Here is a 17,286-nt window from a genome sequence, read left to right on the forward strand (position 1 = left end):
AGTCGTTAACAATAAAAATAAGTGATATTAACTTTTTTGGCTAGTAACCGATCCATCACAACACCAAGATGATTAATGTGTCGATGATGATAAGCCTGTTTTTTACTACGTGTGGGGCTTGCCTGCATTTGATCACGTAAAGGATAAACTGAATTTATGACCAGAGCAGTATTGGTGAGCCTAGGCTGTTTTATATTGTCTTTATTTACTGTATTGCCTGCGTGCAGTGCAGACATTGTTCAGCGAGTCTTTAACGCCAAAGATGGCTTAGCTAATGCGACGATTCAAGACATTAGTTTTGACCGTTATGGTTATGTTTGGCTGGCGACTCAGCAAGGTCTTTATCGCGTTAGTAATAGTAAAGTAAGGCGTATTGATAAAGTGGGTTTTGATTCGGTACTTGATGACGAACTGATTACAACAGTAGTTAATTCTGGCCAAGACCATTTACTTGTTGGCACCAATTCCTCGCTATATCTTTACAGTATTTTAGATAATCACTTCAGTTTATTGCTTAAACCTGAAGATAATGATGCGACTAATATCAATAACAGTATTCGCGTGGCGGCAACTCAGCGTCAGCTTGATGGACGATTGCTGATACTCGCTTATTCTGGTCAAGTGTATTATTTTGATGATGCTTCTCAGCAATTGTCTTTATCTCCAAGTCATTCTTTAGACCATAATTTACCTTGGCGCAATGCGCTTGAATTGCACAATTCCCAGTATTTGTTTTCAACTAATCACGAGCTTCAACTTCACCAAGCCGATGGTAGCTTCATTGGTCTATTTTCGTTGTCTGATAAAAATGATTCCATCAGGAAGTTGTTTCAAGATAGACAACAACGAGTGTGGATGCTGACATCGAAAGGTTTATTTAAGGTCAATACCGAAACGCTTACGGTGCAATCTGTGCCTGAGATTCCCTATTATGTTGACCAAATGGAGCAAGATCTTAATGATGACTTGTGGATTTCAAGCCGAGCAGGATTGATTTTTTGGAGTCCAGAAAACAACAAGTTAACCGTATACCATGACGAGCTTAAACAGCGAGCTAATATTGATTACATTCATGATATGGCTGTGGATTCTGAAGGTTTACTGTGGGTTGGTGGCTCTGGTGATGGGTTAGCGGTGATAGCGGGTAAACCTCATTTTTTAATTGAAGATTATTCTAAAAAGCCGCCTTATCAACTTGATAATGAAATGGTTTGGTCGGTATACAGCGAAGGCGATAAGGTGTGGCTAGGCACCGATGGTGGTTTGTCTGTCGTTAACACTCAGAACCAAACCTCAACCATGGTAATCCCCAAAGGATTTGAACTGAGTGACAGTATTTATCGAATTGAGTCTTTAAACGCACAGCATCTTGTGTTGGCCACGACCAGTGGCTTATATGTTGTTAATAAATTGACTAATGCCAGTACCGACTTTGCGACATGGAGTGGTGGTAAAGAGTCACTGGACGATAGAATCGTCATTGGGATTTATCGTGACGAGTTACTGAGTGATGTGATTTGGTTTACCACCACTAAAGGATTGTATTATTGGCAAGATGGTAATACTGATTTGACGTTACAAGTTTTATCAGATGGCCAGCAGTCATTAAGTCATACGCTATATAAAGCCTTATTAAGGGATGATGCTGATCATTTATGGATTAGTGGCAGTAAACATTTTGGCTATTTAACCACTACGGGTGAATATATTTCTAAAGTGGATGTATTTGCTGATTTTACAAATATCCCAACCATGAATAGTCTTATGCAAGTGGCGCCGGGGGTTATATGGCTAGGCACGTCCCAGCAAGGTATTTATCAATTCAATACTCAAACCGATGAGCTCATTTCGCTGGATCAACAGTGGAAGATTGATTGTAAAGTGGTGTTCTTTTTACAGGACACTGAAACAGACCATATTGTTGGCTGTGCCAGTGCCATTATTAAGGTTAATAAGGCGACAGGTAAAGTCAGTTCGTTTAGCCATAAAGACGGTTTTATTTCCGATGAATTTAATGAGTCGGCAAAGTTTTATGACCCTGCAAAAGGCTTTTTTGTCGGTACGCCAGACGGAGCGATGTTAATCGATCTCGATAAACTGGCGCCACGGACTGTAAATGACAAAGTGATACTTGAATCTGTGTCGGTGTTTTATGAAAACAATACCGAGGTTTATCTCATTCCAAGTCAATTGTCGCAAGTCGAACCGGGTGCCAGCTTAATTAGCTTTCAAATTGCCGTGCTCGATTACCTTGATGATAAGCCAATGACTATACAGTATCGTTTGGTCAAAGATGGCGCAGACTCTGGCAATTACGTGCTATTAGAAGGCCAGTCACAGATTAATATTACCGGTTTAAGCGCTGGGTCGTATGCACTTGAGCTTTTATATAAAAGAAATGGCGTGTGGTCGAATGAGCCATTTCAATATCGATTTACTGTAAAGCAGTTTTGGTGGCGCTCACAACAATTTAAAGGCGCATTGATTTTTAGCATATTACTGATAGCCGCCATTATATTGTTATATAGACAGCGGCAAATTCATCGGTTTAAGCAAATGAATCATGCTTTGGTTGAAAGTGATGAACGCCTACGTCAATCGTTAAAAGGCAGCGATTCGGACCTATGGGAGTGGCATAAATCAACACAAGTGCTGTCACTCGATAATCGCGGTGGTGTATTAGGACCAGAGCAGCAGATTGACGTTAAACTAGAAGAGATCCCAATTCATCAAGACGATGTTGAGAGAATCACATCGGTTTGGCAGGACCTTGTTAACGGTAACGTCGAGATGATTGATGCCGAGTATCGATATCGTAATCAGCATGATCATCAGTGGCATTGGTTACGAATTAAAGGCCGTGCTATTGAGGTAGATCTTAACAATGGAAGATTAATTTATGCTGCAGGGATGTATACCGACATCACTCAACAAAAAACCCTTGAAAGTGAGGTTAATTTATTAGCCCAAGCATTTGAAAATACTTCCGAAGGCATGTTGATATTAGACATGAAAAAGAACATCAAAATTAGCAATGCTGCGGCTAATTTAATTCTAGCGGCTAAAAAGAGTGATTTAGCCGGCACACCTTTTTCCGACTTAGTGTTTGAGACCGTAGAACCTTTTGACATGGACGATGTGTTCGATAAGGAGCGCTTTTGGACCGGAGAATGTGAATTTAATTGTAGTGATGGTAGCCGATGCCCTGTTTGGATCAATGTATCGACCATGTTCAATATGAATGGTTCGGCATTACATTATGTGGTGGTGTTTTCTGATATCACTGAACGTAAGCATAATGAGTTACATCTGCGCCGCTTAGCAAACAATGACATGTTAACCGGCTTAGCTAATCGAGCGATGTTTTCGCGTCGATTGGGCCAGGTTATTGAAATAGCAAAACAGCATAAAGAAACCCTAGCGTTATTGTTTTTAGACCTCGACAGATTTAAACATGTTAACGACTCATACGGTCACAGTATGGGTGATGCATTACTCGTTGAAGCCGCAAGTCGACTACAGTCTTGTTTGTCTGAAGAACATTTATTGTGTCGTTTTGGTGGTGATGAGTTTGTTATTTTGCTGCGTGATGCAAAAGACGTCGACACCATTAACCACATTGCCAAACAGTTATTAAAACAAATCGAAACGCCTTTTAAATTATACGGTCGAGAATTTTTTATTTCGACCAGCATTGGTATCAGCATTTGGTCTGGCGATGATCAAACGCCAGAAACCTTGATTAAAAACGCCGATTTAGCCATGTACCATGCTAAAGAAGAGGGCCGTGGTAATTTTCAATATTATTCAGCAGAACGGAATGCAGAAGCCTTATATCACTTACGCATAGAGGCTGATTTGCATCGAGCGATACTGTGCAATGAATTTGAATTGTATTACCAGCCTCAGATAGATGTTAACCAACAAAATAGTATTGTTGGCGTTGAAGCGTTAATTCGTTGGAAGCACCCAAAAGATGGCATGGTGAACCCCGATGTGTTTATAGGTATTGCAGAATCCTGTGGTTTGATTGTTGAGATTGATCGTTGGGTGCTAACTCAAGCTTGTCTCGACGGTGCAGATTGGCATCAGCGATACCAAAGCGACATAAAAGTGTCGGTTAATGTGTCTGCAATGCATTTCAGACAGCCAGACTTTATCGACTTTTTAACCGCGACATTGCATCAAACTGGCATGCCTGCTAAATGTTTGTCGGTAGAAATTACCGAAGGCGTATTGATGAAAGAAATTGCTATCGCCAGCCAGCATTTACTCGCGTTAGAGCAGTTAGGTATTGATGTTGCTATAGATGATTTTGGTACAGGTTATTCGTCGCTAGCGTATTTACGTTCATTCCAAGTCAATATTCTGAAAATAGATCGCTCGTTTTTAATTCATATTGACAACCATCAAGCCGATCAAGCCATTGTGAGCAGTATTATTGAATTAGCACGTAACCTATCGCTTGAAGTCGTGGCTGAAGGTGTTGAAACATCTGAGCAACTTGCACAAGTCGTTAAGCGTGGTTGTCATATTATTCAGGGATATTATTTTGCCAAGCCGATGCCCAAAGCCGAACTTGAGCTCGATATTAAGCGACAAATGGGGATTAATGAATGATGAGTTCATTAGTGATGCCAGGGTAATCTTGTTACTGCTATCCATTAGTATGGGTATTGATTAAATTTTGTTAGAATAAGTTGTTTTTACTTACTTTCGGAATGATTTATGCAACAAATTTTGCGCCTTAACTTACCTACCTGGTTTTTGGCTAGCTATATTTGCTTTAGCCTAGTAGTGCAACCTGTCTATGCTGCAAAAAAAGCCGCTAAAGAAAGGCCCACTATTGGCTTAGTGCTGAGTGGCGGCGGGGCAAAAGGTGCTGCTCATATTGGTGTGTTGAAAGTACTTGAAAAATATCATATTCCTGTTGATTACATTGCGGGTACCAGTATTGGTGCTTATGTTGCTGGCATGTACGCGTTAGGCTATAACGCCGATCAAATAGAAGAAATAATGCTTAGTGGTGAGTGGTCTAAAGGCTACTCAGACACCATTCCGCGCGATAAATTAAGCTACCGTGATAAACAGCAACGTGATCAGTTTAATATTCCACTGACCGTGGGTTATAACAATAATAGCTTAACCTCACCTAGTGGCTTGTTACGTGGCCAAAGCATGTCTCAATTACTGCGCCACTCCACGGGTTTGGTTGAACAGTTTGGTGACTTTGATGAACTCGCGATTCCGTACCGAGCGGTGGCGACGGATTTAGCAACCAGTGAAGCAGTGGTGTTATCCAGCGGCAGTGTAGTACAAGCCATGCAAGCATCTGCCACCGTTCCAGGTGCATTGCAGCCAGCATTGATTAACGGTCGTTTACTGGTTGATGGCGGAATTGCCAATAATATGCCTATCGATGTGGTAAAAGCCATGGGGGCAGATATCATCATTGCCGTCGATATTGGTTCCGCACTGACCAAACAAGAACATTTAGACAGTACCATTGCGGTTTTAGAGCAACTTTCAACTATTTTGACTCAAGCGAGCACAGCTCGCCAAAAAACCTTACTGACTTCTAGCGATATCCTCATTCGTCCCGCCATTGATAGCCTAAGCACCACTGATTTTTCAATCATGCCATTAGCGCTCAAATTAGGTGAAAATGCCGCCAATTTAGAGTTAGTGAAGCTGGAAGCGCTTGGTATTAGTGAGCAAGACTATTTAGCTTATCAAGCGGATAAATTACAACAAAGTTTACTGTGGATCGATCCGCTTAAAAAACCCATTTATAAAATTGCTTTCGATAATCAATCAAAAGTCAGTGAAAAATTACTGCGTGAGCGTTTAGGGATTACCGAAGGCGTTGTACTGACCAAAGAAGAGTTAAATTTAGCGTTAAATCGAGTGTATTCACTGAATAAATTCGAGCGTGTCGATGCCGAGTTTGAAGATGTTGAACAGGGCCGAATTCTAACCATTACCACCAGAGCCAAATCATGGGGGCCGAATTACTTTCAAGCAGGCTTTAACTGGGAAGATGATTTCACCTTAGATTCGGCTATTACACTCAGTTTGGCTTACACCATGACCGACTTAACTGAAAATGGTGGTGAGTGGCGTAACGAATTAGAACTGGGGTATAAAAAGTTAGTCGGCACTGAGTTTTATCAACCATTAGACCGTGATCAAACATTTTATAGCCTAGCGCGATTCCAGTATGAAATGAAAGATTGGGATTTAATTGATCAAGATAGCCGTTATGTAGAACTCGAAAATAATGTTGCTCAAATCGTTTTAGGTATCGGCTATAACTTTGATTCAGATGGTATTATCGAATTAGGCTTTGTCGGCGAAGATGGTCGGGTTAGCAGTGAATTTGGCTCGGTTGATTCACTAGATTATCATTCCACGGGTGGCTATTTAAAAGTGGCCTACGACAGCCTAAACAGCATTAGCTTCCCGACGGAAGGTAATCGAATTACCTTTGTCAGCTACTTAAGAGATGAATCCTACAATGGACTAAGCAATGTCGATACGACTTTTAGTGATGACTTAGCATGGCAATTTGAAGCAGATTGGAAAGGTGCGTTGAAACTCGGAAATCACGCCATTGTAGGTAAGATGGAACTGGCAACTGTTGAGAATGACGGTAACTTTACCTTGCATGTGGCAGATTTAGGCGGCTTCTTGAATTTGTCGGGTTTCCGTAAAGACACCTTAATTGGTGCACATAAAGTGTTTGGAGCCGTGATTTATCAATATGATCTCGGCCGTGATGTACTGATCACCGACTTGCCTTTGTATTTAGGCACCAGTCTTGAAGCCGGTAATGTGTGGTTTGATCGTGATGATGTCGATTTAGATGATTTGATTTACGCCAGTAGTTTGTATTTAGGTACTGATACCGACTGGGGCCCGGCAGCATTAGGTTTTGGTTTTACCGATCGCGGTGAAACAGCATTCTATTTATTTGTTGGTAAAAACTTTTAGGCCGTCTACTACGCCAAAAGCTTAGAGCGCTTCGCTGCTAGGACGCTACGCGGCTAGAGGCTATAAAATCTTGGTGACGGGCGGTGGCAAGCGATGACGAGAGATAACAATCGAGCTAAAAGCTAAAAGCCTAGTGGCTAGAGCGCTTCGCTACTAGAGGCTATAAAATCTTGGTGATGAGCGGTAGCAAGCGATGACGAGAGATAGCAATCGAGCTAAAAGCCTAGTGGCTAGAGCGCTTCGCTGCTAGAGGCTATAAAATCTTGGTGACGGGCGGTGGCAAGCGATGACGAGAGATAACAATCGAGCTAAAAGCCTAGAGGCTAGAGCGCTTCGCTGCTAGAGGCTATAAAATCTTGGTGACGGGCGGTGGCAAGCGATGACGAGAGATAACCATCGAGCCAAAAGCCTAGAGGCTAGGACGCTGCGCTGCTAGAGGCTATAAAATCTTGGTGACGAGCGGTGGCAAGCGATGATGAGAGATAACAATCGAGCCAAAAGCCTAGAGTGCCCTATCCGTGAGCGCAGCGTTCGCTGTTATCGCTTGTTATCGTCCTCGCAGCGAAACTGTCCCTAGCAGGACGAAGTCCGCTCTAGAAGCGCAGCGGACTATCCGCGTAGCGGCCTAGGCCTCTAGCAGCGCGGGTAATAATCCTGCGTGAGCTAGCTGATGATGGGCAATCACCCATTTAGCTTGTGTAGCAGTGTGAGGCGCAGGAATTGCCACGGTTTGCATACTGGCTGCCCGCGCGGCGATTAAGCCATTAAACGAATCTTCAATTGCCATACATTGTCCCGGTGCGATGCCCAACCCTTTAGCACAATTTAAATATACCTCAGGATGTGGTTTACCATAATCGAGATTTTCAGCTGACTCAATCGCATCAAAATAATGGCTAATGGCCAGCTTATGCAGCACAGCTTCAATAATTAATGACGATGACGAGGTGGCTAACCCTATTTTAAGCCCTAAACGTTTGCACGCCTCTAGCGACTCAATAACGCCTCGCATCGGTTCACCATTGGCTTTTATTTGGCTTACCACTTCATTAACGATGGTATTCGCTGTAGCTGTATTGTCGTAATTCGGCCAAGGAAAACGTTGGTACCAATAGCTAACAACATGATCAATACGCAAGCCTGTGGTTTGCTCTACTTCTTCAAGACTGAGGTTAAGCCCAAAGCTATTTAGCACCGTCAGCTCGGCCAACTGCCAAGCCGGTTCGGAATCGATTAAAATTCCATCCATATCAAAAATAACGGCTTTTATTTGGTTTGACACAATACTGACTCCATAAACGGCACAACGTAAAGTGTTAATTATTACGTTGTTGTTGATTAGACACAATCAAAACACACTTTTTAAAAAATATTTCATCTAAAAAAGGGGATATCTTTTTGTATATAGTTTAATCAGCGGGTACTGTATAAGTTAATGTATTTAAATGTTTTTCCTTCTGTTTCAAACTATTGTCTAATTTTATTTTATTCAACTTAGCGCTAAATTGATTTTTAGGTTGATAAATCGCGTTGATTTCATACCTCTGAGAGTGTGAGCTGATTCATACTTTTATAAAGCTGTAGTATACTGGAGGTCGGATTTCAAGCCCGAACCAGTGGAATTATCAGCGTAACCATAGTGGCGCTGAGTTTCGCCGTTAGGCGCCAAACAAAGAGGAATGTTGCCGTGCTAGAAGCATATCGTAAACACGTCGCAGAACGTGCTGCAGAGGGCGTAGTCCCTAAGCCATTAAATGCACAACAAGTGGCTGAACTGGTTAAGTTATTTGAAACACCACCAGCAGGTGAAGAGGCGTTCATCCTCGACTTGCTCGAAAATCGTATTCCACCAGGAGTAGACGAAGCTGCTTACGTTAAAGCCGCTTTCCTTGATGCAGTCGCTAAAGGCACTGTGTCATCTCCTATCTTAAGCGCAGAACACGCTGTTAAACTGCTTGGCACTATGCAAGGTGGTTACAACATTGAGCCGCTAATTGACCAACTAGATAATGCAGCACTAGCACCTCTATCTGTTAAAGCACTTTCAAATACATTGTTGATGTTTGATTCATACCACGATGTTGTTGAAAAAATGCAAGCGGGTAATGACTTTGCTAAGCAAGTTGTCGACGCTTGGGCCAATGCTGACTGGTTCTTAAACCGTCCAAAATTGGCTGACAAAGTATCATTAACAGTGTTTAAAGTGTCTGGTGAAACCAACACTGATGACTTGTCTCCAGCGCCAGATGCATGGTCTCGTCCAGATATTCCATTACACGCATTAGCAATGCTAAAAAATGCGCGTGACGGTATTGTGCCTGATGAATCAGGTGTTGTGGGTCCAATCAAAGAAATCGAAGCGTTAAAAACTAAAGGTTTTCCTTTAGTTTACGTTGGCGATGTTGTTGGTACGGGTTCTTCACGTAAATCTGCCACTAACTCAGTGTTATGGTTTATGGGTGATGACATTCCTTTTGTGCCTAACAAGCGTGCTGGTGGCTTCTGTCTAGGTAACAAAATTGCGCCTATTTTCTTCAACACCATGGAAGATGCGGGTGCATTACCGATCGAACTCAACGTTGATCAAATGGAGACCGGTGATGTGATCGATATCTACCCTTATGAAGGTGTAGTTAAGCGTCACGGCACTGATGAAGTGATCTCTACATTTGAGCTTAAAACCGAAGTATTATTAGATGAAGTTCGTGCTGGTGGTCGTATTCCGTTGATCATTGGTCGTGGCCTTACTGACCGTGCGCGTGAAACCTTAGGTCTTGAAGCATCGAAAGTATTCGTTCGCCCACAAGATATCGCCGCTTCTGATAAAGGCTTTACTTTAGCTCAGAAAATGGTTGGTAAAGCATGTGGCGTATCAGGTGTTCGTCCTGGTCAATACTGCGAACCTAAGATGACCTCTGTAGGTTCACAAGACACTACCGGCCCTATGACACGTGATGAGTTAAAAGACTTAGCATGCTTAGGCTTTAGTGCTGATTTAACCATGCAGTCATTCTGTCACACTGCGGCTTATCCAAAGCCAGTTGATGTAACGACTCACCACACACTACCGGATTTCATTATGAACCGTGGTGGTGTTGCTTTACGTCCAGGTGACGGGGTTATTCACTCGTGGTTAAACCGCATGTTACTACCAGATACCGTAGGTACTGGTGGTGATTCACATACTCGTTTCCCTATTGGTATTTCGTTCCCTGCCGGTTCTGGTTTAGTGGCGTTTGCTGCTGCAACAGGTGTCATGCCTCTTGATATGCCTGAATCAGTGCTAGTGCGCTTTAAAGGCGAAATGCAACCCGGTATTACCTTACGCGATTTAGTCCATGCTATCCCATTAAAAGCAATTGAAATGGGTCTGCTAACGGTTGAGAAGAAAGGCAAAATCAACGCTTTCTCTGGCCGCGTATTAGAAATCGAAGGTCTTGAAAAACTTAAAGTTGAACAAGCATTCGAATTATCTGATGCATCTGCTGAGCGTTCAGCTGCAGGTTGTAGCATTAAGCTAGACAAAGAACCAATCATTGAATATCTAACCTCTAACATCGTGATGTTAAAGTGGATGATTGCTGAAGGTTATGGCGATCGTCGTACGATTGAACGTCGTATTACTGCGATGCAAGAGTGGATTGCCAAGCCAGAGTTGATGGAAGCAGATAAAGATGCAGAATATGCTGAAATTATCGAAATCAACTTAAACGACATCAAAGAACCAATCCTTTGTGCACCAAACGATCCTGATGATGCAGTATTATTATCAAGCGTTGCACAAACTAAGATTGACGAAGTGTTTGTTGGTTCTTGTATGACTAACATCGGTCACTTCCGTGCTACCGGTAAGATGTTAGAAAAGTTTGCTACTACGCTACCAACTCGTTTATGGATTGCACCACCAACTAAGATGGACCGCGATCAATTAACTGAAGAAGGTTACTACTCCATCTTCGGCCGTGTTGGTGCTCGCATCGAGATCCCTGGTTGTTCTCTATGTATGGGTAACCAAGCACGTGTTGCAGAAGGTGCTACTGTAGTATCAACTTCTACACGTAACTTCCCTAACCGTTTAGGTACTGGCGCAAACGTATACTTAGCATCAGCTGAGTTAGCAGCAGTAGCAGCGTTATTGGGTCGTTTACCTTCAGCAGAAGAGTATCAAGAATACGCTAAAGAATTAGATGCAACAGCAGCTGATACTTACCGTTACTTGAACTTCGACCAAATCGATTCTTACACTAAGAAAGCCGACAGCGTGATTTTCCAAGCCGCGCTTTAAGCTTAAACGAGTTAACAATTGATCAAAAATGCCAGCAGAAATGCTGGCATTTTTATTTGGTTTTTAGTTATGTAGGATTAGATATTGCTTTGTTAGAATGTAATATTTAGCAATAAGATAATTTACGGTGAGCCTGTCAAAACAAACAGTTATGTTTCTTTCTGTGACTTATGCCAATGGTGACCAAGCAGGATTTTACTAACATTTCCTTTTGCTTGATATGATGCATAAAGGATGTACATAAAGCCAAACATACCGCCCATAATAATGCTCAAAAATCCATAAATTGCCCCTTTCAGTTTCGATTCTTCACGCCAAAACACCCATGAACATAAAATGAATAAGTGAATTAAAAAATCAGTATTAAACTGCTGGCGCCAAGGATTACCTAAAAATAAATCTCCAAAATAGATAGCGGGCCAATTAGGACCGGCTTGTACGGTAGCGTAAGCCGTTATGCTCATAATTAATATCCATGATATTAACAATGCCACTCTAAAATTAGTCATCGCTTTTACTCTTTGTTGTGTGTGTAAACTATATTGATATTTGCAGGTAATAAAAGCTATTACCTCGGAGGTAATGTTCATTGATTTAAATCGCGGTAACATAGTCCTATAAAACGTTAGCAAGGGTCATCATGAATAAATTTGGTCAGCAGTTACGCTTTTGGCGTACTAGTCGTCGTTTGAGCCAACTAGATTTAGCATTAGAAGCAAACGTAAGTACTAAGCATATTAGTTTTATTGAAACGGGTCGCGCCAAACCCAGTAAAGAAATGGTCATGAACTTGTGTGAAGTACTTAGTTTGCCCTTAAGAAACCGCAATGAACTGATCACGTTAGCAGGCTTTGCTGAACAATATGTACGTACGCCACTGAGCGATAATAAAAAAGTGGAAGTAGCGAGTATTCTTGAGCTTATAGTCGCCAAACATGAACCATTCCCAGCTATTGTGGTTGATTGGTACTGGAATGTAGTGATTCGCAATAAAGGCTTTGATAAATTAATTGCCTTAATGGAGGCTGAAAACCCGCAATGTATCTGGTTGGATAATATTGCTCACTGGCTAATGCACCCTAATGGTTTACGTCATGTGATTACCAACTGGCAGGAAGTGGCTAAAACAACTTTGCAACGCTTGAATCTGGAGAATCAATACGCCCCTAAACGTCATGATGAATTGATCCAATCTTTATATCAATATCCTGGCGTAGCGAATTTATTAGCGGATAAAACACTTATCGTGTCGACTGAACCTTTTATCTATTTAGACATAGTGGTCTCTGGTAAAACGCTGCGCTTTTTAACTACATTGACTTCATTTGGTACGCCGTTAGACATAACAGCCTCGGAATTGTTGATGGAGCATTACTATCCTGCAAATGCACAAACAGAGCAATTTCTAAAAAGCCTGTAGAAGAGTCGATCGCTTGATAATGTCACTTTTTAGATTTATTTTATGAGGCTAATGCTAAATAACATCAATGGTGTGTGCAGGGCGACAATATAACAATTTATGTTCAGAGCGGGTATTCTCTCAGCTGCGACCTAGCTTTAAATGTGGTCCCTATAAACAATCTTGGAGATAATAGTCGGAATAAATCATCTGGGATAAGGATGTGAGTTTGATAATGTTGATATTCATTTACATATCATCTGCAGGCAATTGATACCATTGAGCTTAAGGACGTTGAAGACTCTTTACAACAGGATGTTTGAGCCTGGCAGACCTTTAACGTACATCCTTGTGCTTCAAGGCATTCTAGTTATTAGAGTCAGGCTAGCTTTTGCTGTAAAAAGGTCGTTCTTTAGTTTCCTGCCATCACGATATTCGTGAATCCGTCCACATCAGATGTACCATCGGAAGCATTAGCATTTACACTCTTTATTGAAAAATGGGCCGAAGCCGATGACAAACGACGTTAAATTAAATGCTGACATTTTTGGGATGTAAAATCATTTATTTGTTCTTCGAATGCCATTTCCCCGATAAGATCATAATATAAACTCCGATGGTTATTATGCCCAACATAAGACCGATAAAAGGATCTGTACTTCCGATAAGTAAAGACATACCAAATGAAACCCCAAGGCATAAGGTTACAGCACTCAGTTTTGCCTGAGTAAGCTTGTGGTTAAATTTCATTTATATCACCTCTTCCGATGAGTTTACCGATGGCAAATTTAAACATATAAAAGTGCTTTCGCACAGCATAGAATGCTTGTTCCGAGTATGGAACAATATAGTTGTACTTAAAGGATAACGTTTATAGTAATTATGATATCTATGGTTTCATCCCCATTCCTGAAGTTGATTCTAAAATAGCAGTCCAAAAATTCAATTTAACCAATTGCCAGTCGCAGGTCATCGTGTAGATAATTCAGCGAGACGCCGACTCTTGATGTAAAAATTAGCATCCATGTGGACGTATCCAAAACCTCCATGCTTTGGATACTCGCAGACTCATCTAAATCTGTGATTTTTATCTCTTCGATTAACGTTATTTATGGTTGTCAGTTATTTAAAGTTTAGAACTGATTAAACTCTTTCAGGTTTCATATTATTGAGGATGTTGAAGAAAATAGCGTGAAGCTCACATGGATGTGAGCTTAGCTTTAGAGGGGAAGGGACGCCCCATCTGAAGCGTTAGCATTTTCAAATAAGTCCGAAGAACACGAAACAGAGGCCAAAAGCTAGAGCCATTTCCGTCGCAATTTTTTCGCTGCTGTTGTTTGGTTAAATAGCGAAAATGTTGCCGGAACGGCAAGGGTGATCCAAGAGGGGATTGCTGTTGATCCCCTTTTGGCCGGTGCAGGGTGGAACCTTGCGATCTTAATTCAAACGAAGTTTGAAAAATCTGGTGTGGGCGAGGCGCTACGACCTTAGTGGCCGTATGCCATCAGGGATAAGTGCTAAGCATAACGAAACACCTGGATCCCGGCTCAAAAGCATTGCCGGGATGACGAGGTTAATGAGATTTATTTGGATTAAATTTATTGCCAGAAATGCAACTTTAGCACTTGGTCTGGTGTGGGCGAAGCGCCACGACGTTAGTGGCTGCAGGCCATTGTTAACACGAGTTAACTAAGTTCATTATTCAACAATGCCAGCAAAATAGCTGGCACTTATAGTAGAGTCATTTAACGTTTTCGAATGATAACAACATCCTTTTGATGAACGTTATTAACATTAACGACGCGATATGCCGCTGGTTTAACAACGATCACTTTAGTTACAGCAGTCTTATTTTTCGGTGCTTTTACGTGTCCATGATGAGCACGTGGGGCACAGGCACTTAAACTGATAATAGCGAATCCGACCAATAACACTTTAATCATCGGAAATTGAATTGACTGTTTCATACACACCTCGATACGAGTGAAGACTATGACTAAGCATAATCGTTTGAGTGTCAATTGCTGATCGCAATGAGTAAAGTTATGCAAATATAGTGTTGAAATTAACGTCTATCGTTAAAACGTACCGTCATCATGAATACTTAATATTCATTGAAATCAGTGGTTCTCGTGAGCCTTTCTCTGCCCGCAATCGGGCTAAATACTGTTGCCATAATTCAGTTTGATTACTGCACAGGTTATGTAGCACCTGCCAAGAATACAAGCCAGTATCATGACCATCATCAAAGGTAATTTTTACCGCATAGTGGCCAACAGGTTCGAGCGCTTTGATATTTACAGCTTTCTTATGGGTAACCAATATTGGGTCGCCATGACGTTGCACTTCAGCAGATGGCGAGAATACTCGGAGCATTTCACAACTGATGTTGTAAGTTTGGTCGTTATCAAAGGTCACTTCGAGTAACTTAGATTGACGCTTAAGCTTAATGCCGGTGACGGTAGGCGTTGATTGGGTCATGGGAATACCTATAAAAAAAAGGATTAACGCTAAATCGCAGATTATCATCATACGCGATTTTGCTGTTAATCCTATTGTTGTAACCTGCATTCGTGATGTTTATTCATAAACCAAAAGTCACGAGACCTCCAATTAATAATAACCAAATGGGAGGGCGCTTGATTCAAATAATGGTTATAAAATAAAGCGGCTTAAATCTTCATCTTGTACCAAGGTATCTAGGTGGTCATTGACATATTCAGCGTCAATGACAAATTTAGAACCCGACTTTTCAGAAGCTTCGTATGAAATCTCTTCCATCAATTTTTCCATCACGGTATGTAAACGGCGTGCACCAATGTTTTCGGTGCGCTCATTCACTTGCCATGCCGCTTCTGCAATGCGCTCAATACCTGATTCAGTAAACTCTATGGTGACGCCTTCGGTGTTCATCAGGGCGACATGTTGCTCAGTGAGTGAGGCAAATGGCTCTGTTAGAATGCGTTTAAAATCAGCAGCGGTAAGGGCGTCTAATTCAACACGAATCGGTAAACGGCCTTGAAGCTCTGGAATTAAATCAGACGGTTTAGACATCTGGAATGCACCAGAAGCAATAAACAAAATGTGGTCGGTTTTAACCATGCCGTGTTTAGTAGAAACTGTGCAGCCTTCCACTAATGGCAGTAGGTCACGTTGTACACCTTCACGGGATACATCGGGGCCTGAGCTTTCGCCGCGCTTACAAATTTTGTCGATTTCGTCTAAAAACACAATACCATTTTGCTCAACCAGCTCGATGGCTTGTTCTTTTAAGTCTTCTTGATTGACTAGCTTTGCCGCTTCATCTTCAACCAACTGCTTGTAAGCATCTTTGATTTTAAGCTTTTTGCGTTTAGAGGTGCTTTGGCCAAGATTTTGAAATAAGCCCTGTAACTGATTGGTCATTTCTTCCATGCCTGGTGGGGCCATGATTTCAACACCGACTTGAGGCGCAGCAACATCGATCTCAATTTCTTTGTCGTCTAATTGACCTTCGCGCAGCTTTTTACGGAAAACCTGACGGGTGGTAGAGTCATCTTTTTTGTCGGTATCCCAGTCATCTTTTGGCTTAGGTAATAAGGCATCTAAAATACGCTCTTCGGCCATTTCTTCGGCGCGATGACGGCATTTTTTCATTTGCTGTTCGCGAGTCATTTTCACTGCTGAGTCGGTTAAATCACGGATGATTTGTTCCACTTCTTTACCGACATAACCCACTTCGGTAAATTTTGTCGCTTCAACTTTGATAAAAGGTGCGTTAGCCAATTTGGCTAAACGACGGGCGATTTCAGTTTTACCGACACCTGTTGGGCCAATCATTAAAATATTTTTTGGCGTGACTTCATGACGAAGTTCTGGCTCAAGTTGCATCCGGCGCCAGCGATTTCGCAATGCAACGGCTACTGAGCGTTTGGCATTTTGTTGGCCAATGATATGTGCATCTAGTTCGTGAACAATTTCACGTGGAGTCATTTCAGACATAACTGTTCCTTTATTAACGCTCGAATTAGTAGTCTAACTTTTCGATAGTTTTGAATTGGTTGGTGAATACACAAATATCGCCTGCAATCGTCAGTGATTTTTCTGCTATTTCTTCTGCGCTTAACTCAGTATTTTGCAGTAATGCTAAGGCTGATGCATGAGCATAGTTTCCGCCAGAACCAATGGCAATTAAGTCATATTCTGGCTGAACAACGTCGCCATTACCGGTAATAATTAATGATGTTTCAGTATCCGCTACGACCAGCATAGCTTCGAGCTTACGCAGCATTTTGTCGCTACGCCAATCTTTGGCAAGCTCTACGGCAGATTTTAATAAATGGCCTTGATGCATTTCGAGCTTGGTTTCAAAACGCTCAAAAAGAGTAAATGCATCGGCAGTACCGCCAGCAAAACCGGCTAATACTTTATTGTGGTATAGGCGGCGCACTTTACGTGCATTACCTTTCATCACGGTATTGCCTAGAGACACTTGGCCATCACCAGCGATGACAACTTGATTATTACGGCGTACGGATACGATAGTAGTCACGGTAAATCCTCTTCACTAATACATCAACGGGTCATTAGGGTGAATGCAATTGTTGATTGATAAAATGGATATGGGGAC

Annotated in this window: 10 protein-coding genes; 4 read left to right on the plus strand and 6 right to left on the minus strand. The window is 41.8% G+C overall.

Going from position 1 to position 17,286, the window contains the following annotated elements:
* The first annotated feature begins 156 nt into the window (after nt 1–156).
* On the plus strand, nt 157–4,620 hold the full coding sequence (locus tag AAEY97_RS09865; RefSeq protein WP_350998523.1) for an EAL domain-containing protein: 4,464 nt from the start codon (nt 157–159) through the stop codon (nt 4,618–4,620).
* 108 nt (nt 4,621–4,728) lie between these two features.
* On the plus strand, nt 4,729–6,993 hold the full coding sequence (locus AAEY97_RS09870) for a patatin-like phospholipase family protein (RefSeq protein WP_350998525.1): 2,265 nt from the start codon (nt 4,729–4,731) through the stop codon (nt 6,991–6,993).
* 625 nt (nt 6,994–7,618) lie between these two features.
* Here the strand turns inward: AAEY97_RS09870 and hxpB are convergent.
* Nucleotides 7,619–8,278, minus strand: a complete 660-nt coding sequence (hxpB, locus tag AAEY97_RS09875) for a hexitol phosphatase HxpB (protein WP_350998687.1) — start codon at nt 8,276–8,278, stop codon at nt 7,619–7,621.
* Between the two features lie 402 nt (nt 8,279–8,680).
* Here hxpB and acnB point away from each other — a divergent pair, with 402 nt between their 5' ends.
* Nucleotides 8,681–11,278, plus strand: coding sequence for a bifunctional aconitate hydratase 2/2-methylisocitrate dehydratase (gene acnB / locus AAEY97_RS09880; protein WP_350998527.1), 2,598 nt, complete (start codon nt 8,681–8,683; stop codon nt 11,276–11,278).
* A gap of 149 nt (nt 11,279–11,427) precedes the next feature.
* Here acnB and AAEY97_RS09885 read toward each other — a convergent pair whose 3' ends face one another.
* Nucleotides 11,428–11,787: a hypothetical protein gene (locus AAEY97_RS09885; RefSeq protein ID WP_350998530.1), complete on the minus strand. Its 360-nt coding sequence runs from the start codon at nt 11,785–11,787 to the stop codon at nt 11,428–11,430.
* A gap of 131 nt (nt 11,788–11,918) precedes the next feature.
* On the opposite strand from AAEY97_RS09885, the gene AAEY97_RS09890 reads away from it, so the two are divergent.
* Nucleotides 11,919–12,698: a helix-turn-helix domain-containing protein gene (locus tag AAEY97_RS09890; protein WP_350998532.1), complete on the plus strand. Its 780-nt coding sequence runs from the start codon at nt 11,919–11,921 to the stop codon at nt 12,696–12,698.
* Nucleotides 12,699–14,422: 1,724 nt separating this feature from the next.
* Here AAEY97_RS09890 and AAEY97_RS09895 read toward each other — a convergent pair.
* The 4 genes from AAEY97_RS09895 to hslV form a co-directional block, all read right to left on the minus strand.
* Nucleotides 14,423–14,644, minus strand: a complete 222-nt coding sequence (locus tag AAEY97_RS09895) for a hypothetical protein (RefSeq protein WP_350998535.1) — start codon at nt 14,642–14,644, stop codon at nt 14,423–14,425.
* 127 nt (nt 14,645–14,771) lie between these two features.
* Nucleotides 14,772–15,158, minus strand: coding sequence for a gamma-butyrobetaine hydroxylase family protein (locus tag AAEY97_RS09900; RefSeq protein ID WP_011639181.1), 387 nt, complete (start codon nt 15,156–15,158; stop codon nt 14,772–14,774).
* Between the two features lie 174 nt (nt 15,159–15,332).
* Nucleotides 15,333–16,658 (minus strand): ATP-dependent protease ATPase subunit HslU, encoded by a 1,326-nt coding sequence (gene hslU / locus AAEY97_RS09905; RefSeq protein ID WP_101087709.1) that lies wholly within the window; start codon nt 16,656–16,658, stop codon nt 15,333–15,335.
* Nucleotides 16,659–16,683: 25 nt separating this feature from the next.
* Nucleotides 16,684–17,208, minus strand: a complete 525-nt coding sequence (hslV, locus tag AAEY97_RS09910) for an ATP-dependent protease subunit HslV (protein ID WP_101087708.1) — start codon at nt 17,206–17,208, stop codon at nt 16,684–16,686.
* Between the last annotated feature and the right edge of the window lie 78 nt (nt 17,209–17,286).

Origin of the sequence: Shewanella sp. TB7-MNA-CIBAN-0143, assembly GCF_040310065.1 — a bacterium.
Taxonomy (GTDB): domain Bacteria; phylum Pseudomonadota; class Gammaproteobacteria; order Enterobacterales; family Shewanellaceae; genus Shewanella.

Excerpts from the sequence above, each read along its gene's own strand:
- AAEY97_RS09865 (WP_350998523.1), top strand. The coding sequence starts at position 157 with ATGACCAGAGCAGTATTGGTGAGCCTAGGCTGTTTTATATTGTCTTTA.
- AAEY97_RS09870 (WP_350998525.1), top strand. The coding sequence starts at position 4,729 with ATGCAACAAATTTTGCGCCTTAACTTACCTACCTGGTTTTTGGCTAGC.
- AAEY97_RS09885 (WP_350998530.1), bottom strand. The coding sequence starts at position 11,787 with ATGACTAATTTTAGAGTGGCATTGTTAATATCATGGATATTAATTATG.
- AAEY97_RS09890 (WP_350998532.1), top strand. The coding sequence starts at position 11,919 with ATGAATAAATTTGGTCAGCAGTTACGCTTTTGGCGTACTAGTCGTCGT.
- AAEY97_RS09895 (WP_350998535.1), bottom strand. The coding sequence starts at position 14,644 with ATGAAACAGTCAATTCAATTTCCGATGATTAAAGTGTTATTGGTCGGA.
- AAEY97_RS09900 (WP_011639181.1), bottom strand. The coding sequence starts at position 15,158 with ATGACCCAATCAACGCCTACCGTCACCGGCATTAAGCTTAAGCGTCAA.
- hslU (WP_101087709.1), bottom strand. The coding sequence starts at position 16,658 with ATGTCTGAAATGACTCCACGTGAAATTGTTCACGAACTAGATGCACAT.